The organism is Streptomyces durocortorensis (assembly GCF_031760065.1).
Classification (GTDB): Bacteria; Actinomycetota; Actinomycetes; order Streptomycetales; family Streptomycetaceae; genus Streptomyces.
In genome coordinates, this window is the sequence record NZ_CP134500.1 from 1913488 (window position 1) to 1929133 (window position 15646).

Annotated in this window: 13 protein-coding genes; 6 read left to right on the top strand and 7 right to left on the bottom strand. The window is 72.4% G+C overall.

What is annotated here, in order from left to right; all coding sequences use genetic code 11:
- Positions 1–34: 34 nt before the first annotated feature.
- On the top strand, positions 35–475 hold the full coding sequence (locus RI138_RS08480; RefSeq protein ID WP_096623179.1) for a MarR family winged helix-turn-helix transcriptional regulator: 441 nt from the start codon (positions 35–37) through the stop codon (positions 473–475).
- Positions 476–521: 46 nt separating this feature from the next.
- On the opposite strand, the gene RI138_RS08485 is transcribed toward RI138_RS08480, so the two are convergent.
- On the bottom strand, positions 522–1415 hold the full coding sequence (locus RI138_RS08485) for an SCO2400 family protein (RefSeq protein ID WP_311119420.1): 894 nt from the start codon (positions 1413–1415) through the stop codon (positions 522–524).
- 124 nt (positions 1416–1539) lie between these two features.
- Here RI138_RS08485 and RI138_RS08490 point away from each other — a divergent pair, with 124 nt between their 5' ends.
- From RI138_RS08490 to RI138_RS08500, 3 genes are all read left to right on the top strand, one after another.
- Positions 1540–2106: a hypothetical protein gene (locus RI138_RS08490; RefSeq protein WP_311119421.1), complete on the top strand. Its 567-nt coding sequence runs from the start codon at positions 1540–1542 to the stop codon at positions 2104–2106.
- A gap of 149 nt (positions 2107–2255) precedes the next feature.
- Complete coding sequence (locus RI138_RS08495; protein WP_096623185.1) at positions 2256–3293, top strand: rod shape-determining protein; 1038 nt, start codon at positions 2256–2258, stop codon at positions 3291–3293.
- 40 nt (positions 3294–3333) lie between these two features.
- The gene (locus tag RI138_RS08500) at positions 3334–4935 is read left to right on the top strand and encodes a GAF domain-containing protein (protein ID WP_311119422.1); all 1602 of its coding nucleotides are present in this window, start codon (positions 3334–3336) and stop codon (positions 4933–4935) included.
- 17 nt (positions 4936–4952) lie between these two features.
- Here RI138_RS08500 and RI138_RS08505 read toward each other — a convergent pair whose 3' ends face one another.
- The gene (locus tag RI138_RS08505; RefSeq protein WP_096623187.1) at positions 4953–5384 is read right to left on the bottom strand and encodes an Lrp/AsnC family transcriptional regulator; all 432 of its coding nucleotides are present in this window, start codon (positions 5382–5384) and stop codon (positions 4953–4955) included.
- Positions 5385–5802: 418 nt separating this feature from the next.
- Here RI138_RS08505 and RI138_RS08510 point away from each other — a divergent pair, with 418 nt between their 5' ends.
- A complete protein-coding gene (locus tag RI138_RS08510) occupies positions 5803–7302 on the top strand; it encodes an acyl-CoA synthetase (RefSeq protein ID WP_311119423.1) in 1500 nt (499 codons plus the stop codon).
- 31 nt (positions 7303–7333) lie between these two features.
- Complete coding sequence (locus tag RI138_RS08515) at positions 7334–8755, top strand: carboxyl transferase domain-containing protein (protein ID WP_311122823.1); 1422 nt, start codon at positions 7334–7336, stop codon at positions 8753–8755.
- A 13-nt stretch (positions 8756–8768) separates the two neighbouring features.
- On the opposite strand, the gene RI138_RS08520 is transcribed toward RI138_RS08515, so the two are convergent.
- The 5 genes from RI138_RS08520 to betT form a co-directional block, all read right to left on the bottom strand.
- On the bottom strand, positions 8769–10034 hold the full coding sequence (locus RI138_RS08520; protein ID WP_096623193.1) for an MFS transporter: 1266 nt from the start codon (positions 10032–10034) through the stop codon (positions 8769–8771).
- A gap of 209 nt (positions 10035–10243) precedes the next feature.
- Positions 10244–11245: a DUF389 domain-containing protein gene (locus tag RI138_RS08525; protein WP_311119424.1), complete on the bottom strand. Its 1002-nt coding sequence runs from the start codon at positions 11243–11245 to the stop codon at positions 10244–10246.
- Positions 11246–11570: 325 nt separating this feature from the next.
- Positions 11571–11708, bottom strand: coding sequence for a methionine/alanine import family NSS transporter small subunit (locus tag RI138_RS08530; RefSeq protein ID WP_096623197.1), 138 nt, complete (start codon positions 11706–11708; stop codon positions 11571–11573).
- Entirely contained in the window at positions 11708–13240 is a 1533-nt protein-coding gene (locus RI138_RS08535; RefSeq protein WP_311119425.1) for a sodium-dependent transporter, read from the bottom strand. Before RI138_RS08535 ends, RI138_RS08530 begins: the two co-directional genes overlap by 1 nt.
- 268 nt (positions 13241–13508) lie before the next feature.
- Complete coding sequence (gene betT / locus RI138_RS08540) at positions 13509–15632, bottom strand: choline BCCT transporter BetT (RefSeq protein WP_311119426.1); 2124 nt, start codon at positions 15630–15632, stop codon at positions 13509–13511.
- Positions 15633–15646 lie beyond the last annotated feature (14 nt).

The window sequence follows — 15646 nt, forward strand, 5'->3', positions numbered from 1 at the left end:
TCATGTTGTCAAGTAACTCGGTAGGCTGTTCTCCATGACCAACCGCACAGACACCGTGACCCTTGAGGTCGTCGAGCTCATCGGCACCGTCGTGGCGCGCTACCACGAGGAGTACGACCGGGCCGCCGCCGAGCACGCCCTCACGGGGGCGCAGGCACGGGTGCTCGGGCTGCTCTCCCTGGAGCCCCTGCCGATGCGGAAGATCGCCCTCAAGCTGAAGTGCGAGCCGTCGAACGTGACCGGGATCATCGACCGGCTGGAGACCCGGGGACTGGTCGAGCGCAGGCCCGATCCGGCCGACCGGCGGGTGAAGCTGGCCGCCGCGACGGATCAGGGCAGGCGTACGGCCCGGGAGCTGCGGGACGCGCTGGACTTCGCCCGGGAGCCGCTGGCCGGGCTCTCCGGCACCGAGCGCACGGTGCTGCGGGACCTGCTGCGCCGGATGCTGGGCGAGGAGCCGGGCCCCGGCGCCTGATCACGCCCGCCCGGCCCCGCCCACCGGCTGTCGGCGCCCGGCGCCGCTACACGCACCACCAGAGGAACCGGGTGCAGGTCGGGGACGGCGTGGGGGCGGGCGTCGGCTCAGCCGGCGGGGGCGCGGGGGCCGTCGTCGGCTGCTCCGGGTCGCCGGGGGCGGGCGAGTCGGCGGGCGGGCTGTCGGACGGCTCGGGCGCACCGGACTCCTCGGGGTCCTCGGGGTCCGGGGAGGCGGCGGGCGGAGTCGTCCGGGACGCTTCGGGGATCGGCGGCTTCGCGGGGGCGCCACCGGAGGCGCCCGTCGGCGAGGCGTCCGCAGCGGGATTCTCGGTCGCCCCCGTGGGGGTGCCGACCGGGCCCGGGTCCCGGGGCTCTTCGGTGGCCGGGGGCTCGGGCACCGGCTCGGTGGGACCGCCCGGCGCCTCGCGTACGTAGTCGGCGGCGGTGTTGTCGCGCCCGGGCTCCCGGGCCAGTTCGGCCAGGCTCAGCACGCCCGCCGCGAGCAGCAGCCCGAGGGCCGCGAGCAGCACGGCCCGGCCGCGTCGGCGGTGGCTGCCCCGGCCCCCCCGACCGGACCCGGCGCGGCGCTGCCCGCGCCGCTCCTCGCGGCGCCGTCCGCGTACGGGGTCGGCAGGGCGGTGAGCGACCTCGGCATGACCGGCCTCGTCGGACGGGTGCCACGCGGTGGCGGCCGTATCGCGCACGGACTCGCGTCCGCGCTCGGGCTCGGGCTCGTGTCCGCGCTCGTGCTCGCGTCCGCGCGTGCGGGTGCGTCTGCGGCGGCCGACGGGCGCGGACGACGGCGCAGCCGTTTCGTCCGGTACGTACGCGGTGGGCCCGGGCACGGCGTAGGGGCCCAGCGCCTCGGCGGGAGTCCCGCACCCGGCGCAGGCCAGGGCTCCGTTGAGATGCCGTCGGCACGGGTGGCAGTAATCCATGGCGCCCGCAGGTTAGACGTGCGCGGATCAACGAAGGAAGCCGCGCAGGTGAGGATCCTGTGAGGAAGGCCGGATTCCGGGGACGGGCGGTCCGATACGCCTGACACGCGGGAGGATGGGCCACATGACCGCTCCCACCCCCTTCGGCCCCCTCCAGTTCCAGCTGGTCCTGCTCCGCCGGATGGCCGATCACCAGCCCGGCCTGGTCGAGGACGCCCGGCAGGAGCTGAGCGCCTCGCTCGCCGAGATGCGGGAGGCCAACCGCCGCTGGCAGGCGATGGTGCGCGCACCGCGGGGGCGGGGCTCGCTGCGGCGCTACCGCTCGGCTCTCGGGGAGCCGGAGCTGACGCTGCGGCGCCGGGTCGGGGACCTGGAATGCGAGGCGCTGCTGTGGCCGGTGCCGCTCTGGCCGGAGCTGCGGTTCGAGGTGACGGCCGGGCCGGGCGGAGCCGTGTGGAACGAGTGGCTGGTACGGGCCCCGGGCACGGCGGGCCCGGAACTCACCTCCGTAACGGCACTGCGCCCCTGGTCGTGCACCGCGGACGAGGTGGCCCGGGCCTTTCCCCCGGCACGGCCGATGGAGGGCAGCGCGCCGACCCGGTGGGCGCTGGCCGTCACCGACCCGGGCAGCGGGGAACGTTACGTCGCCGAGTTCACCTGGGGCCTGTTCCAGCGGCTGCTTCCGGGCTGAGCCGACCGGACGCCCCCGAATCTGGCGGGCCGTCAGCCCCTGCACCTCCGACGGCGCATCCCAGCGCGCGCGACGGGCCGGACGGCGGGACCATGCAGGGAGAAGCCGGCGGCCGCCGGCACCCGTCCGCGCTCTCGGGAGAACTCGCCGTGACCGTCAGCCTTGAGCAGTTGCAGCGTTGCCATGTCGCCGTCGACCTCGGGGCCGCGAGGACCCGTGTGTACGTCAAGGGCCTCGGACTCGTCGTCGACGAGCCGAGCGTCGCCGCTGTCAACACCCGTACCGGTTCGCTCATCGCCGTCGGCGCGCTCGCCGAGCAGATGACCGGCCGCACCCCCGAGTACATCCGGGTGGCCCGCCCGGTGTCCGGCGGGACCGTCGTCGACATCGAGATGGCCCAGCGGATGCTGCGCCATCTGCTCGGCGACAAGCTCCGCCGCCAGCTGCGCCGCAAGCCCCGGCTGCGCGCCGCCGCCTGCACCCCGCACGACGCCGATCCGCTGGCCCAGCGCGCGACGGTGGAGACTCTGGTCGGGCTCGGCGCCCGCCGGGTCGAGCTGGTGGACACCCTGATCGCGGGGGCCGTGGGCTGCGGGCTTCCGGTCGAGCAGCCCACCGCCACCATGATCATGGTGTGCGGTGCGGCCACCACCCAGATCGCGGTGCTCTCGCTCGGCTCGATCGTGACCGCCGTCCGCATTCCGGTGGGCGGCAACGCGATCGACGAGGCGGTGATCCAGCATCTGCGCCAGCGCCACGCCCTGATCCTCCCGAGCCAGTCCGTGCGCCCGCTGCAACTGGCGCTGCACGGCAACGGCCTCCAGCTCACCGGCCCGGCCCTCGCCGACATCCACGGCCGCGACGTGGCGACCGGCCTCGCCCGCACGGTGCAGGTCGACACCGCCGCCGTACGGCAGGCCATCAACACCCCGCTCACCGCGATGCTCGACGGGGTCGGCAAGGTCCTCCGCGACTGCCCGCCCGACCTGGTCGCCGACCTGGCGGAGCGCGGGGTCATGATGGTCGGCGGCACCGCGCTGCTCCCGGGCCTCGACCAGATGCTGCGCGACGCGACCGGCATGCCGGTGCACATCGCGGAGCGCCCCGACGTCTGCTCGGTCCTGGGCCTCGGCGCGATGCTCGACGGCAAGATCCAGCCGATGGTCCTCAATCCGCTGGCGGGCTGAGCCCTTGGGCGGAAGCCGGGCGGTGGGACGGACGATGCGGATGACCGACGAGGCGGAGCGGCCCGTGGCCGAAGAGGGCGGCCCGCCCGCGGCCGGTCGGCTGCCGATGCTCCTGGAGTCCGTCCTCAGCATCGGCAGCGACCTCGAACTGGGCGCCACCCTCCAGCAGATCGTGGACACCGCCACCGCCCTGACCGGGGCCCGTCAGGGGGCGCTCAGTGTGCTGGAGCCGGAGCGGGACGGGGTCGGCCAGCTGTACACCGCCGGGATGACGGCGGCGGAGCGGCAGCGCCTCGACCGCTTCCCGCTCGGTACGCCGGGCGCGCTGGGCGTCCTGACCGAGGACCCGCGCCCGCTGCCCCCCGACGCCCTGCCCGCCGGGGCCGGGGCCGCGCCGGGCCGTCCGCCGGTGCGCGGTTGTCTCCGGGCCCCGATCCGGGTGCACACCGAGGTGTTCGGCCATCTCCACCTCTCCGGGGAGCGGTCGGGGCCCTTCGCCGACACGGACATGGCCCTGCTGCGGGTCCTCGCCGCCCAGGCGGGCATCGCGATCGGCAACGCCCGGCTCTACGAGAGCGCCCGGCAGCGCGAACGCTGGATCGAGGGGGCGGCCGCGGTCACCACGGCCCTGCTGACCGGCACCGACGCCGCCGACGCGCTGATGACGGTCGCCGAGCGGGCCCGGGTGCTCGCGGGCGCCTCGGCCGGGGTGATCCTCCAGCCGACGGAGGCGGGCGGGATGGAGATCGTCACCGCCTCGACCCCGGACGATCCGGCGGGCATCGTCGGTACGGTGATCGAGCCCGGCTCTCCCGTACTGGTCCAGCTGCTCGGCGGCGAACCGGTCTTCATCGACGACTCAGCCACCGATCCCCGGATGACCACCGGCGTACGCTCCCGCTTCGGGCCCAGCATGATGCTGCCGCTCCAGAGCGGCGGGCGGCTCATCGGTACCCTCGCCCTCCCCCGGCGGCGCGGTGACACCCCCTACACGGACGTGGACCGGCTGCTGGCGACCCAGTTCGCTTCGCAGGCCGCGCTGGCGCTGGTGCTGGCGGACGCACAGTCGGACCGGGAGCAGCTCGCGGTGTACGAGGACCGTGACCGGATCGCCCGTGACCTGCACGATCTCGTGGTCCAGCGGCTCTTCGCCACCGAGATGATGCTGGAGTCGACCCGTCGTCGGGCCACACCGGAGGAGACCGGCGACCCGGCGGCCGACGGGACGGGCGAGCTGCTGGGCCGGGCCGTGGACGAGCTGGACTCCACCATCCAGGAGGTCCGCACCGCGATCTTCGCCCTCCAGCAGCCGCCCGCCGAGGCCCCGAGCACCTTCCGGGGCCGGGTGCTGCGGGAGACCGGGGGCGCGGCGGCGCTGCTGGGCTTTCCGCCGTCGGTGCAGTTCAGCGGGGCGGTGGACGCGCTGGTGGGCGAGGAGACGGGGCGGGAGCTGCTGGCGGCGCTGCGCGGGGCGCTGGCCGCCGCGCACCGCAGGCCCGGCGTCTCGGCCATCGAGGTGGAGGTGGACGCCACGGTCCGGCTGCCGGACGGGCGGAGCGGGGTGCGGCTGGTGGTCGCGGACGACGGGCGCGGCGAGGACGGCGGCCGGTCGACGACGGTGACCTGGCAGGCGCCGCTCTGAGACGAGGAGCCCGGCGGTCAGTGCTTCGGGGCCGCCCGCAGCGCGATCCGGGTGGTGGAGTGGGCGACGCCCGCCTCCCGCTTCAGCCGGCGCAGCAGGGAGTCCAGCGCTCCGGGGTCGGCGGCGGTGGCCCGTACGAGGTAGTCGTGGCCGCCCGTCACATGCACCACTTCGGTGATCCCGGGCAGCATCAGCACCGAGCGTTCGAACTCCTCGTTCGTCGTGTCGAGGCGCAGCGTCACATCGATGAAGACCACCAGGCCCGATCGGGTGTCGGCGGCCGGGTCGACGATGACGGTGAAGCCGCGGATCACCCCGTCGCGGCGCATCCGGCGGACACGGTCGCCCGCCGCGTTGGCGCTGAGCCCCACCCGTACGCCCAGATCCCGGTACGAGATCCGCGCGTCCTCCTGGAGAATGCCGAGGATTTCCCTGTCCAGCCGATCCATACCCACGATTGTCCCAGCTTGCGGCGATATCGGCCGAGGGAGCCTGGCGCGCCCCGATGGCATACCGGTGCCGGTCGGGCCGCCCGGCCGGACCCCGGCGGGCGCGCTGACGACACGTACGGGCCGAAGCCGATGTTCGTCCGCAGACAGCGGATGTGCGGGCGTGCGGGCACGCGATGACTGCGACGACTGCGACGACTGCGACGACTGCGACGAAGCACGGGCTCACGAATGCACAGGCGCAGGCACCTCTCCCCTCCAGGGGCAACTCAACTCCCTTGTCAAGCAAGCCTTCTGCGCACCGGCGACGCAGAACCAGTTGTCCAGGCCGTGCCGCCACCGCGACTTCGGCGCCCCGTGCGGCAATGAGGCGAGCATCACCCGGCGGGCCCCGCCCCGAAGCCCTAGGCTTCCCGGCGTGACCCCCCTTCTTCCCGCACTCCAGTCCCCCACCGGCCCGGCGGCCTCCCGGGAGGCCGTCCGCTTCGGTGACCTCTCCCTGACGTACGGCCGACTGGCCGAGGCCTCCACCGCCCTCGCCGCCCGGATCGCGGACGCGGGCCGGGTCGCCGTCTGGGCCACACCGACGCCGGAGACGGTGATCGCGGTGGTGGCCGCGCTGCGGGCCGGGGTACCGGCCGTTCCGCTCAACCCTCGTACGGGCGAGCGCGAGTTGGCGCACATCCTGGCCGACAGCGAGCCCACGGCGGTGCTGGCGGGACCGGACGACGAGCTGCCGCCCGCGCTGGAGAAGCCGCGACGGGTGACGGTCGACGCGCGGGCGTCCGAGCGGGCGTCCGAGGGGACGGACGAGGGCACGGACGGCTACGCGCCGGGCGAGGGCGCGCCCGAGGCACCCGCCCTGATCGTGTACACCTCCGGGACCACCGGCCCGCCCAAGGGCGCCGTCCTCCCCCGCCGGGCGATCGCCGCGTCACTCGACGCGCTGGAGGACGCCTGGGGCTGGACCGGCGACGACGTCCTGGTCCACGCGCTGCCGCTGTTCCACGTCCACGGGCTGATCCTGGGCGTTCTGGGCCCGCTGCGGCGCGGCGGCTCCGTGCGCCACCTGGGGAAGTTCTCACCCGGCGGCGTGGCCCGTGAGCTGGGCTCCGGGGGCACGATGCTCTTCGGCGTACCGACGATGTACCACCGGCTCGCGGAGACGCTGGACGCCCCTACGGGCAGCGGCGAGCGGGACACGCTGGCCGAAGCCCTGTCGGGGGCGCGGCTGCTGGTCTCCGGTTCGGCGGCGCTGCCCGTGCACGACCACGAACGCATCGCGGCGGCGACCGGGCGGCGGGTGATCGAGCGGTACGGCATGACGGAGACCCTGATGAACACGGGAATCCGGGCGGACGGCGCCCCGCGCCCCGGCACGGTCGGCCCGCCGCTCGCCGGGGTGGAGCTGCGCCTGGTGGAGGACGACGGCACGGTACTGGAGGGGCCGGAGGCGATCGGCGAGATCCAGGTCCGGGGCCCGAACCTGTTCACCGGCTATCTGAACCGGCCCGACGCCACGGCCGCCGCGCACACGGCGGACGGCTGGTTCCGCACGGGTGACGTCGGCACGGTGGACGAGGACGGGTACGTGCGCATCGTCGGGCGCATGGCCACCGACCTGATCAAGAGCGGCGGCTACAAGATCGGCGCGGGCGAGATCGAGAACGCGCTCCTCGCCCACCCCGGGGTCCGCGAGGCCGCCGTCACCGGCGAGGCGGACCCGGACCTCGGCGAGCGGGTCGTGGCGTGGGTGGTGACGACGAGCCCCGGATCCCCGCCCACCACAGAGGAGTTGGCGAACCACGTGGCCGCCCAGCTGGCCCCCCACAAGCGCCCGCGTACCGTGCACTACCTGGACGCCCTGCCCCGCAACGACCTGGGGAAGATCATGAAGAGGTCGCTCCATGTCCAGTGACTCCGCCGACACCACCCCCAGCCCCGCCCGGATGACGGCCCGGGAGACGATCGCCCTGCTGACCGGCGCGACGGGCTTCACCGAGCACCGCCCGGCGCCACGCGCCCTGCCCGCCGACGGACCGCTCGGCTGGGCGGGGTACGACGCGGCACGGGAGCGGGCGGCGGAACGGACCGGCGAGAGCGAGTCCGTGGTGTACGGGACCGGGGCCGTCGGCGGCTGGCGGTGCGTGCTCCTCTCCTTCGAGTTCGGCTTCCTGGGCGGCTCGTTGGGCCGGCTGACGGGAGACCGCCTGGAGGCCGCGTACGACCTGGCCCTGACCCGGCGCCTCCCGCTGGTCTCACTGGTCGCCACCGGAGGCAGCCGGATGCAGGAGGGCATGGTCGCGCTCACCCAGCTCCAGCGGGTGGCCGCCGCAGCCACCCGGCTGCGCGCGTCCGGCCTCCCGCAGGTCGCGGTGGTCCGCGACCCGACGACCGGCGGCGGCTGGGCCACCGTGGGAGCGGGCTCGGACGTGATCCTGGCGCTGCCCGGCGCGCAGGTCGGCTTCGCGGGTTCCCGGGTACGGCCGCCGGACGCGGAGCCGTACGCGTACAGCGCCGAGGGGCAGTTCGCGGCGGGCCAGGTGGACGCGGTGGTCCCTGCCGCGGAGCTGGCGCGCACGGTGGCGCAGTGGCTGACCGCGCTGGGCCCGCACGGGGCGCCCGGTTCACTTCCGGCGCCAGGCGCGTCGGGTGCACCCAGCGCACCCCGGCCGTCCAGCGCACCCCGGCCGTCCGGCACCGGCCCGCACGGGGCGCTGCCCGTCGCCCCAGTGCCTCGCGCGCTGTCGGCGACCCGGCTTCCGGAGACCGGCCGGGAGGCGGTGGAGCGGGCCCGCGCCACACAGCGCCCGCGCGCGGAGGCGTACTTGGCGGACTACTTCACCGTACGGCTCCCCCTGCACGGGGACCGGTGCGGCGGCAGCGACCCGGGGCTGCTGTGCGGCTTCGGGCTGCGCGCGGACGGGCAGCCGGTCGCGTACGTCGCCCAGTGCGGGACCCCGACCCGCCCGGCCGGATACCGTACGGCGGCCCGGACGATCCGGCTCGCGGACCGGCTCGGCGTCCCCGTCCTCACGCTGGTCGACACCCCGGGCGCAGCCAACGACGCGGAGGCGGAACGGGCGGGTGCGGGCGCGGCCATCGCGGACACCTTCGCGGCGATCGCGGCGGCCCGCGTCCCGGTGACGACGCTGGTGATCGGCGAGGGCGGCTCGGGCGGGGCGCTGGCGCTCGCGGCGCCGGACAACACCCACGTCACGGCGGACAGTTACTTCTCCGTCATCGCCCCGGAGCTGGCGGCGGCGATCCTCAAGCGGCCGCCGTCGGAGACGGGCGCCACGGCCGACCAGCTGTGGCTGCGCCCGCAGGACCTGCTGGAGCTGGGGGTGGCCCGCTCGGTCGTCGGCTGAGGGAAGGCCTCGGTCACGGCTTCGGGTCGCGGGCGTCGTAACGGGCGAAGGCGCGCCACTTCGACGCGAGCAGGGCCACGGCGACCACGCACGCGATGCCGCCGCCGGTGACGGCGACGGCGGGCGAGGCGAGGTCGGCGACCGAACCGGCCAGGAAGTCCCCGAGCCGGGGCCCGCCCGCGACGACGACGATGAACACGCCCTGGAGGCGGCCGCGCATCTCGTCGGGGACGGCCGCCTGGAGCATCGTGTTGCGGAAGACCATGGAGACGGTGTCGGCGCACCCGGCGAGCGCCAGGAAGAGCAACCCGAGCCAGAGGTTCCGGGTGAGGCCGAAGACGGCGATGGCTGTGCCCCAGGAGGCGACGGCCAGCAGGACCGCGAGCCCGTGCCGCCGGATGCGGCCGAGCCAGCCGGAGAACACCCCGCCGAGGAGCGCACCGAGGGCCGGGGCGGCGACGAGCATTCCGGTGGTCCGCGCGTCACCCCCGTACCAGAGAACGGCGATGACCGGGAAGAGGGCGCGGGGGTGGGCGAGGACCATGGCGCACAGGTCGGTGAAGAAGGTCATCCGCAGGTTCGGCCGGGTCCCGAGGAACCGCAGCCCGTCCCGTACGGAGGCCCGCTTGCCCGTCCCGCCCTCCTGCCGGTCGGGCAGCATCGAGGGAAGCCTCCACATGGCGTACAGGGAGGCGGTGAAGCAGACGGCTTCCACGGTGTACGCGGCGTGGTACCCCCACCAGCCGACGATGAGCCCGCCCAGCATCGGCCCGACGAGCGCGCCCGTGGTGCTGGTCATGGAGTTCAGCGCGTTGGCGGCGGGCAGCTGTTCGGCCGGGAGCAGCCGGGCGATCATCGAGGAGCGGGCGGGCGCGTTGAGCGCGAAGCACACGGCCTGGAGGGCGACCACCGCGTACAGCAGGCCGACGTTCTCGACCCCGGCGGCCGTGGCACCCACCAGCACGAGGGCCAGGACGAACGACCCGGCGGCACTGAGAAGACCCAGCTTGCGCCGGTCCACGGTGTCGGCGACGGCCCCGCCGTACAGCCCGAACACGATGAGCGGCACCAGCGAGCAGAACCCGATGAGCCCGACGGAGAACGCGGACCCGGTGATGTCGTAGACCTGGAGCGAGACCGCAAGCGCCGTCATGCCCTGCCCGACCCAGGAGACGGTGTTCCCGAACCAGAGCCGCCGGTAGTCCGGCGAGACCCGCAGCGGGGTGAGGTCGGCGAGTATCCGGGTGCGGCGTACAGGCGGTTCGGTTGTTTCGGTCACAGGGGATGGTAGCCGCGCCCCTCCCCTGACGACCCGACCGGCCTCTCCGCCCCGCCCCCTCCGTACCGTCAGCCGCGAAACGTCCGTACCGCAGCCACCGCGGCGGCCGGGCCGGGGGCGTCGTCACCGACGACGTCGAACGGCCGAGGCTCCGCGCCCCAAGACTTCAGCGTCCTCACCGCGTCCAGGACCACGCGGCTTCAGAGTCCTCAGCCCCCGACCTTCCCCGCGGTGATCTGTCGGCCTCGTGTGGTGTCGACCACGATGGCGATGCCATCGGGGATTCTCCCTTCGAGGTCGCTGAGCAGATTCTCGATCGGAGGTAGGTCGCTGGGGCCCCGGACATGGACGTACAGAGTTCTGGACCGGGCGTCGACGCTGGTGACCATCGCGCCAGGGCTCTCCGACAGCCACCGCTCCGCGGATTCCTTGGTCCGGGCCGTCCAGGTGCTGAGCAGCACAGTGGTAACGGTGTTGGCTCCCAGGGGGAGCAGGACGGCCAGGAAGAGCAGGCCGAGCATGAGGTAGGCGCGGCGCGGCGCCCGCTCTGCGCGCTGCCCGGCCGCCCGGGCGTATCCCAGGGAGGCGAAGACGATCATGCCGGCGAAGACGAGGGCGAGAAGGTTGGACATGAAGAGCACCAGTGCGCCCAGGGAGAGCCACCACTCCGCCTGGCCTGCGCAGACACCGGTGACCACGAGGGGCGGAACGAGGGAGATGGCGATGGCCACTCCCGGCAGGACGGCGGCGACGTCCTTGCGGGACAGCGCCACGGCGCCGGCGAAGCCGGTTGCCACTGCGGCGATCAGGTCCAGGAGCCCTGGAGATGTCCGGCCGGAGATCTGGCTGTTCGTCAGGAGGTCGTACGATTGGGGTACGACGAGCGAGGCCAACGCGCCTGTCAGGATCACCAGCAGACACCCGAGCGTGACGAAGGTGACGGCCGTGGTGCGACGGCGCTGCACGGCGCCGAGGGCGATACCCATGATCGGCGTGGACAGCGGTGCGATGATCATCGCACCGATGACGGTGGCCGTGGAGTCCGTCAGGATCCCGCCCGCGGCGATGACGGACGACAGCGTGAGCATGGTCCAGAAGGCCGAACGCTTCGCCTGGACGTCTCCCGACGACAGATCCAGGTCCTGCTGGAGGTCTTCCAGGCCGCGGCGCTGCCGGGCCGGCAGGACCCTGTCGCGGAGTTGGCTGGGCATGTGCCCAGTATCCGGACCCGCCCCTGTGGGTACGGCAAGGACACGGCCCCGGGGGGGCTGATGTCGCTGCCGGCGGGTTCGGCGGCGGGCGACGTGCAGCGGCACCTCCGGGGGCCTCCGTTCGAGATTCACGCCCACCGCGACGACGACAAGTGGCCCTGTCGCCCACCGCGATCCCGCTGCCCGCATCCGCCTCTACCGGAACGCAAGGGCGCCAGTCCCTCCTGCCCACCGGGGCCAGGAGGGACTGGCGAACGGACCGGCCGCCGGGGCGACGACGGGTCGCAGCCGGTCCACTGCGGAATCAGGCGGGGACCGGGCTCGCTCACTCGGCCGGGTGGGTACCGGGCGGCATCGGTTCCGGGGGCTCCGGGTGGCTCCGCAGCCGGAGGATGGCGGTGATCAGCCCACCCCAGACGATGAGCATGGCGATGACCATCATGACGATCGCGCTGGCAGACATCAGCGGTCCTTCCGGTCGGCGGGCGACTCCATGTCCAGGTCGATGTCCTCACCACCGGCCGGCCACGGCATCAGAGAGAGGATCACCCCGACCAGCAGTGCTCCGATGGCGACGCTCCAGCCCGCGGTGAGCAGGAACCCGGTCGAATAGCCCTCGTAGTTCTCTTCGAACTCGGTCCGTAGGCTGTCGACCATCATCCAGCCGAGCACGAGCGGCGTGATGACACCGAGGCAGATGCGCCACCAGTGGCCGAGCCGGATGGCGGAGGTGGCGTCGGCGTCCCGCTGCAGGCTGGGCAGCTGCCGCAGCACCCAGACGATCACGATCAGCCCGACCAGAGCTGCCAGCGCGATGCCGTACTGGTTGATGAAGTGGTCGGACGCGTCGAGCAGATAGATGCCGGACTCGGTCGGGAACAGCAGGATCGACACCAGCGCGACCAGACCGCCGATGCCCAGGACCGCGGGCATGCGCCGCATGCCGGTCCGGTCCTGCACGGCCGAGACGACCACCTGCACGATGGAGATCAGCGAGGAGAGTCCCGCGATCACCAGGGAGCTGAAGAACAGCACACCGAAGAGGCCACCGAGCGGCATCTCCGAGATCACCGCGGGGAAGGCGACGAACGCCAGACCGATGCCCGCGCCTGCGACTTCGTCGACGCCGACCCCCGAGGCGACCGCCAGATAGCCCAAGGTCGAGAAGACGCCGATGCCCGCGAGGATCTCGAACGAGCTGTTGGCGAAGCCCGCCACCATCGCGGAGCCCGTCAGGTCGGCCCGACGGCCCAGGTACGACGCGTACGTCACCATGATGCCGAAGCCGATGGACAGGGAGAAGAAGATCTGCCCGTATGCGGCGACCCAGACACTGCCGTTGCCGAGCTCCGACCAGTTCGGCGTGAAGAGTGCGTCCAGTCCGGTGGCCGCACCGTCCAGCGTGAGCGCCCTGATCACCAGCGCGGCGAACAGGACGAACAGCAACGGAATGAAGATCTTGTTGGCGCGTTCGATGCCTCGCCGGATACCGAACGCCAGGACGACCAGCACCACCACCCAAACGATGATCAGCGGCCAGAACACGCCCGGTACATAGCCGTCCAGGAATCCCGGTGAATCCGGTGCCCGCAGGAAATCACCGAAGAGGAATGCCTCCGGGTCATCACCCCACTGCTGACCGGCGGAGAATCCCACATAGCGCACGGCCCAGGCGATGATGACGGCGTAGTAGGTGGCGATCACGAAGGAGATCACGACCTGCCACCATCCGATGACCTCGGCCGGCCGGGCCATCCTGCGCAGAGCGGCGGGGGGTGACATGCGGTACTTGCGCCCGATGGCGTACTCCATGATCAGCAGGGGGATACCCGCCGAAAGGAGCGCGATGAGGTACGGCAGCAGAAAGGCGCCACCACCGTTCTCGTAGGCGATGGCGGGGAACCGCCAGATATTGCCGAGCCCGACGGCCGAACCAATGGCGGCCAGCAGGAAACCAGCGCGTGTGCCCCATTGCTCACGTGGCTGCTCTGCCATATGCAATTCCTCGGGTCTTCTCTTGGCACTACGAACGAAACTGATGGCACGTTAGCGTGAAGTGCCCTCGAAATCGCCGTGACAGGGCCCGGCAGATGACAGGCACAACACACTGCTCTTCGGTCAGCAGGACAGGGTGAGCCCTGAGGCAGGGGGCCGGACAGGGCCTCGGCAGTGGTTCACCTCGTAGAGACGGCCATCCATCCACCGAGACCGACCGGGCACCGACCCCGGCCACCGGGCCGAGGTCCGACTGCTGCACCGACCGCTACACCGACTGGTCAGCGTCCGGGGCGTCAGGGCGGTGATCGGGGAGAGCCGACCCCGACGTCGCCTCGTGGTGCAGCCGCAGGAACTCCAGATGCCGCTCGTACTGGTCGAGGGTGTCGCCGATGAGCTGCTCTCTGGTGTAGCCCATGACGTCGTACCCCTGGTTGCCCTCGGCCAGCTGGACCTCGAAGCGCACGTAGTTGTCGTGGGTGCTGACCGACCGGGTGGCGAAGCCCGGTGTCGGCCGTTCGACGGGCCAGACCCGATAGACGAACTGGTCCTTCGGGCCGATCGGTACGGCGAGGCCGACGTGCGGGAGGCCGTTCTCCTCGTCGGTGCCGGAGAGGATTTCCGCCTCCACACCCTGCTCCCGCAGCTCCTGGGCGACTTCCTCGAACGCCGGCCGGCAGACGTCCTCCACGAATCTGGTGGCTGCCCGCCTGCCCGGGAACGACATCGCCCGCGACAGCCGCTGCCGCCAGTTTCGCGCCCCGGAAGGCCCCTGTTGCGTTGTCCGGCCGGAGAGGGACCCCGGCAGGGTGGTGGTCAGCGCCTCCTCGCGCATCCGGTCGGAGCGTAGCGCGAGGTAGAGCCCCGCCATGATCAGAAACATCACGAACGAGAAGGGCAGCCCCATGATGATCGTGGCGTCGGTGAGAGCCTGCACTCCGCCCACCAGGAGCATGGCGAGGGTGAGCAGGCCTGTCGTCACCGCCCATACGACGCGGAGCCAGGTCCGCGCGTCGGTCACCGGTGTGGGGAGGTGAGAGCTGAGGTTGCCCATGACGAGGGCTCCGGAGTCGGCGGAGGTGACGTAGAGAAGCAGCCCTACGAAGGTCGCGAGTCCCGCGCTGAACATCTCCCCGGGATACTGCTCCAGCAGTCCGTAGAAGGCCTGCTCGGGGGAGTTGAGTGCGGTCTCCCCGAAAGCGGAGTTGCCGTCGCGCACCACGAACAGTGCGCTGTTGCCGAAGACGGCCAGGAAGAGGCCGGTGAAGAGAAACGGGATGATCAGGGTCGCGGCGACGAACTGGCGCAACGTGCGGCCTCGCGAGATCCGAGCGAGGAACAGCCCGACGAACGGCGCCCAGGCGATCCACCAGGCCCAGAAGAACAGCGTCCAGGCGTCCAGCCATTCGGTCGGCTGGTCGTAGGCGAAGGTGTTCAGCGTCATCGACGGAAATCCGCTGAGGTAGTCGCCGACGTTCTGAACCAGGGCGTTGAGCAGCCGGAACGGTTCGCCGACCACCAGGATGTAGAACATCAGCAGGACGGCGAGGAGCACGTTGAGCTGCGACAGCCGACGGATGCCCTTGTCGACCCCGGCGGCCGCTGAAACGGTGGCCATCACCACGGCGAGGGCGATGAGCCCGATCTGCGCGGGCAGACCCTCAGGCACGCCGAAGAGGACCTTGAGCCCGTAGTTCAGCTGCACCACGCCGATGCCGAGGGACACGGAGATTCCGAAGACGGTACCGATGATGGCCGCCAGGTCGACGGCGTCACCGATCCTCCCGTGGATCCGGCGGCCGATGATCGGGTAGATCGCGGACCGGATGGCCAGCGGCAGCTTGTAACGGAAGGCGAAGTAGGCGAGCGCCATGCCCATCAGCGCGTACATGGCCCAGCCGGTGATGCCGTAGTGGAACAGCGTCCACACCACGGCCTGCCGGGCCGCCTCCAGTGACTCGGGGTCCCCTTCCGGCGGCACCAGGTAGTGGCTCACCGGTCCGGCGACGGAGAAGAACATCAGGTCGATGCCGATGCCCGCGGCGAACAGCATCGCCGCCCAGGCGAAAAGCCCGTAGTCGGGCTTGTAGTGCTTGGGGCCGAGCTTGATCGTGCCGTACTTCGACACCCCGATGAAGACGACGAACACGAGGTACAGGGTCGCGGCGAGGAAGTAGTACCAGCCGAACCAGCCGGAGATCTTGTCGACCACCACGCCGATGACCTTCTCGGCGCCGGAGGGGGTGACAATCGCCCAGATCGAGATGGCCAGGATGAGCGTCGCGGACCCGTAGAAGACCATCGGCTTGAGCGAGCCCGCCCCTTCCGTACCGGGCTCAACCTGCGGATCGTCCGTGTCGGGCACAGGGCCCTTGCCTCCTACGGCCGACATGGTCGGCTCCTTTC

Bases quoted from the DNA above. Each gene is read 5' to 3' on its own strand.
- RI138_RS08480 (WP_096623179.1), top strand. From the start codon at position 35: ATGACCAACCGCACAGACACCGTGACCCTTGAGGTCGTCGAGCTCATC.
- RI138_RS08485 (WP_311119420.1), bottom strand. From the start codon at position 1,415: ATGGATTACTGCCACCCGTGCCGACGGCATCTCAACGGAGCCCTGGCC.
- RI138_RS08515 (WP_311122823.1), top strand. From the start codon at position 7,334: ATGACGGCCCGGGAGACGATCGCCCTGCTGACCGGCGCGACGGGCTTC.
- RI138_RS08535 (WP_311119425.1), bottom strand. From the start codon at position 13,240: ATGGCAGAGCAGCCACGTGAGCAATGGGGCACACGCGCTGGTTTCCTG.
- RI138_RS08500 (WP_311119422.1), top strand. From the start codon at position 3,334: ATGACCGACGAGGCGGAGCGGCCCGTGGCCGAAGAGGGCGGCCCGCCC.
- RI138_RS08530 (WP_096623197.1), bottom strand. From the start codon at position 11,708: ATGTCTGCCAGCGCGATCGTCATGATGGTCATCGCCATGCTCATCGTC.
- RI138_RS08505 (WP_096623187.1), bottom strand. From the start codon at position 5,384: ATGGATCGGCTGGACAGGGAAATCCTCGGCATTCTCCAGGAGGACGCG.
- RI138_RS08490 (WP_311119421.1), top strand. From the start codon at position 1,540: ATGACCGCTCCCACCCCCTTCGGCCCCCTCCAGTTCCAGCTGGTCCTG.
- betT (WP_311119426.1), bottom strand. From the start codon at position 15,632: ATGTCGGCCGTAGGAGGCAAGGGCCCTGTGCCCGACACGGACGATCCG.
- RI138_RS08525 (WP_311119424.1), bottom strand. From the start codon at position 11,245: ATGCCCAGCCAACTCCGCGACAGGGTCCTGCCGGCCCGGCAGCGCCGC.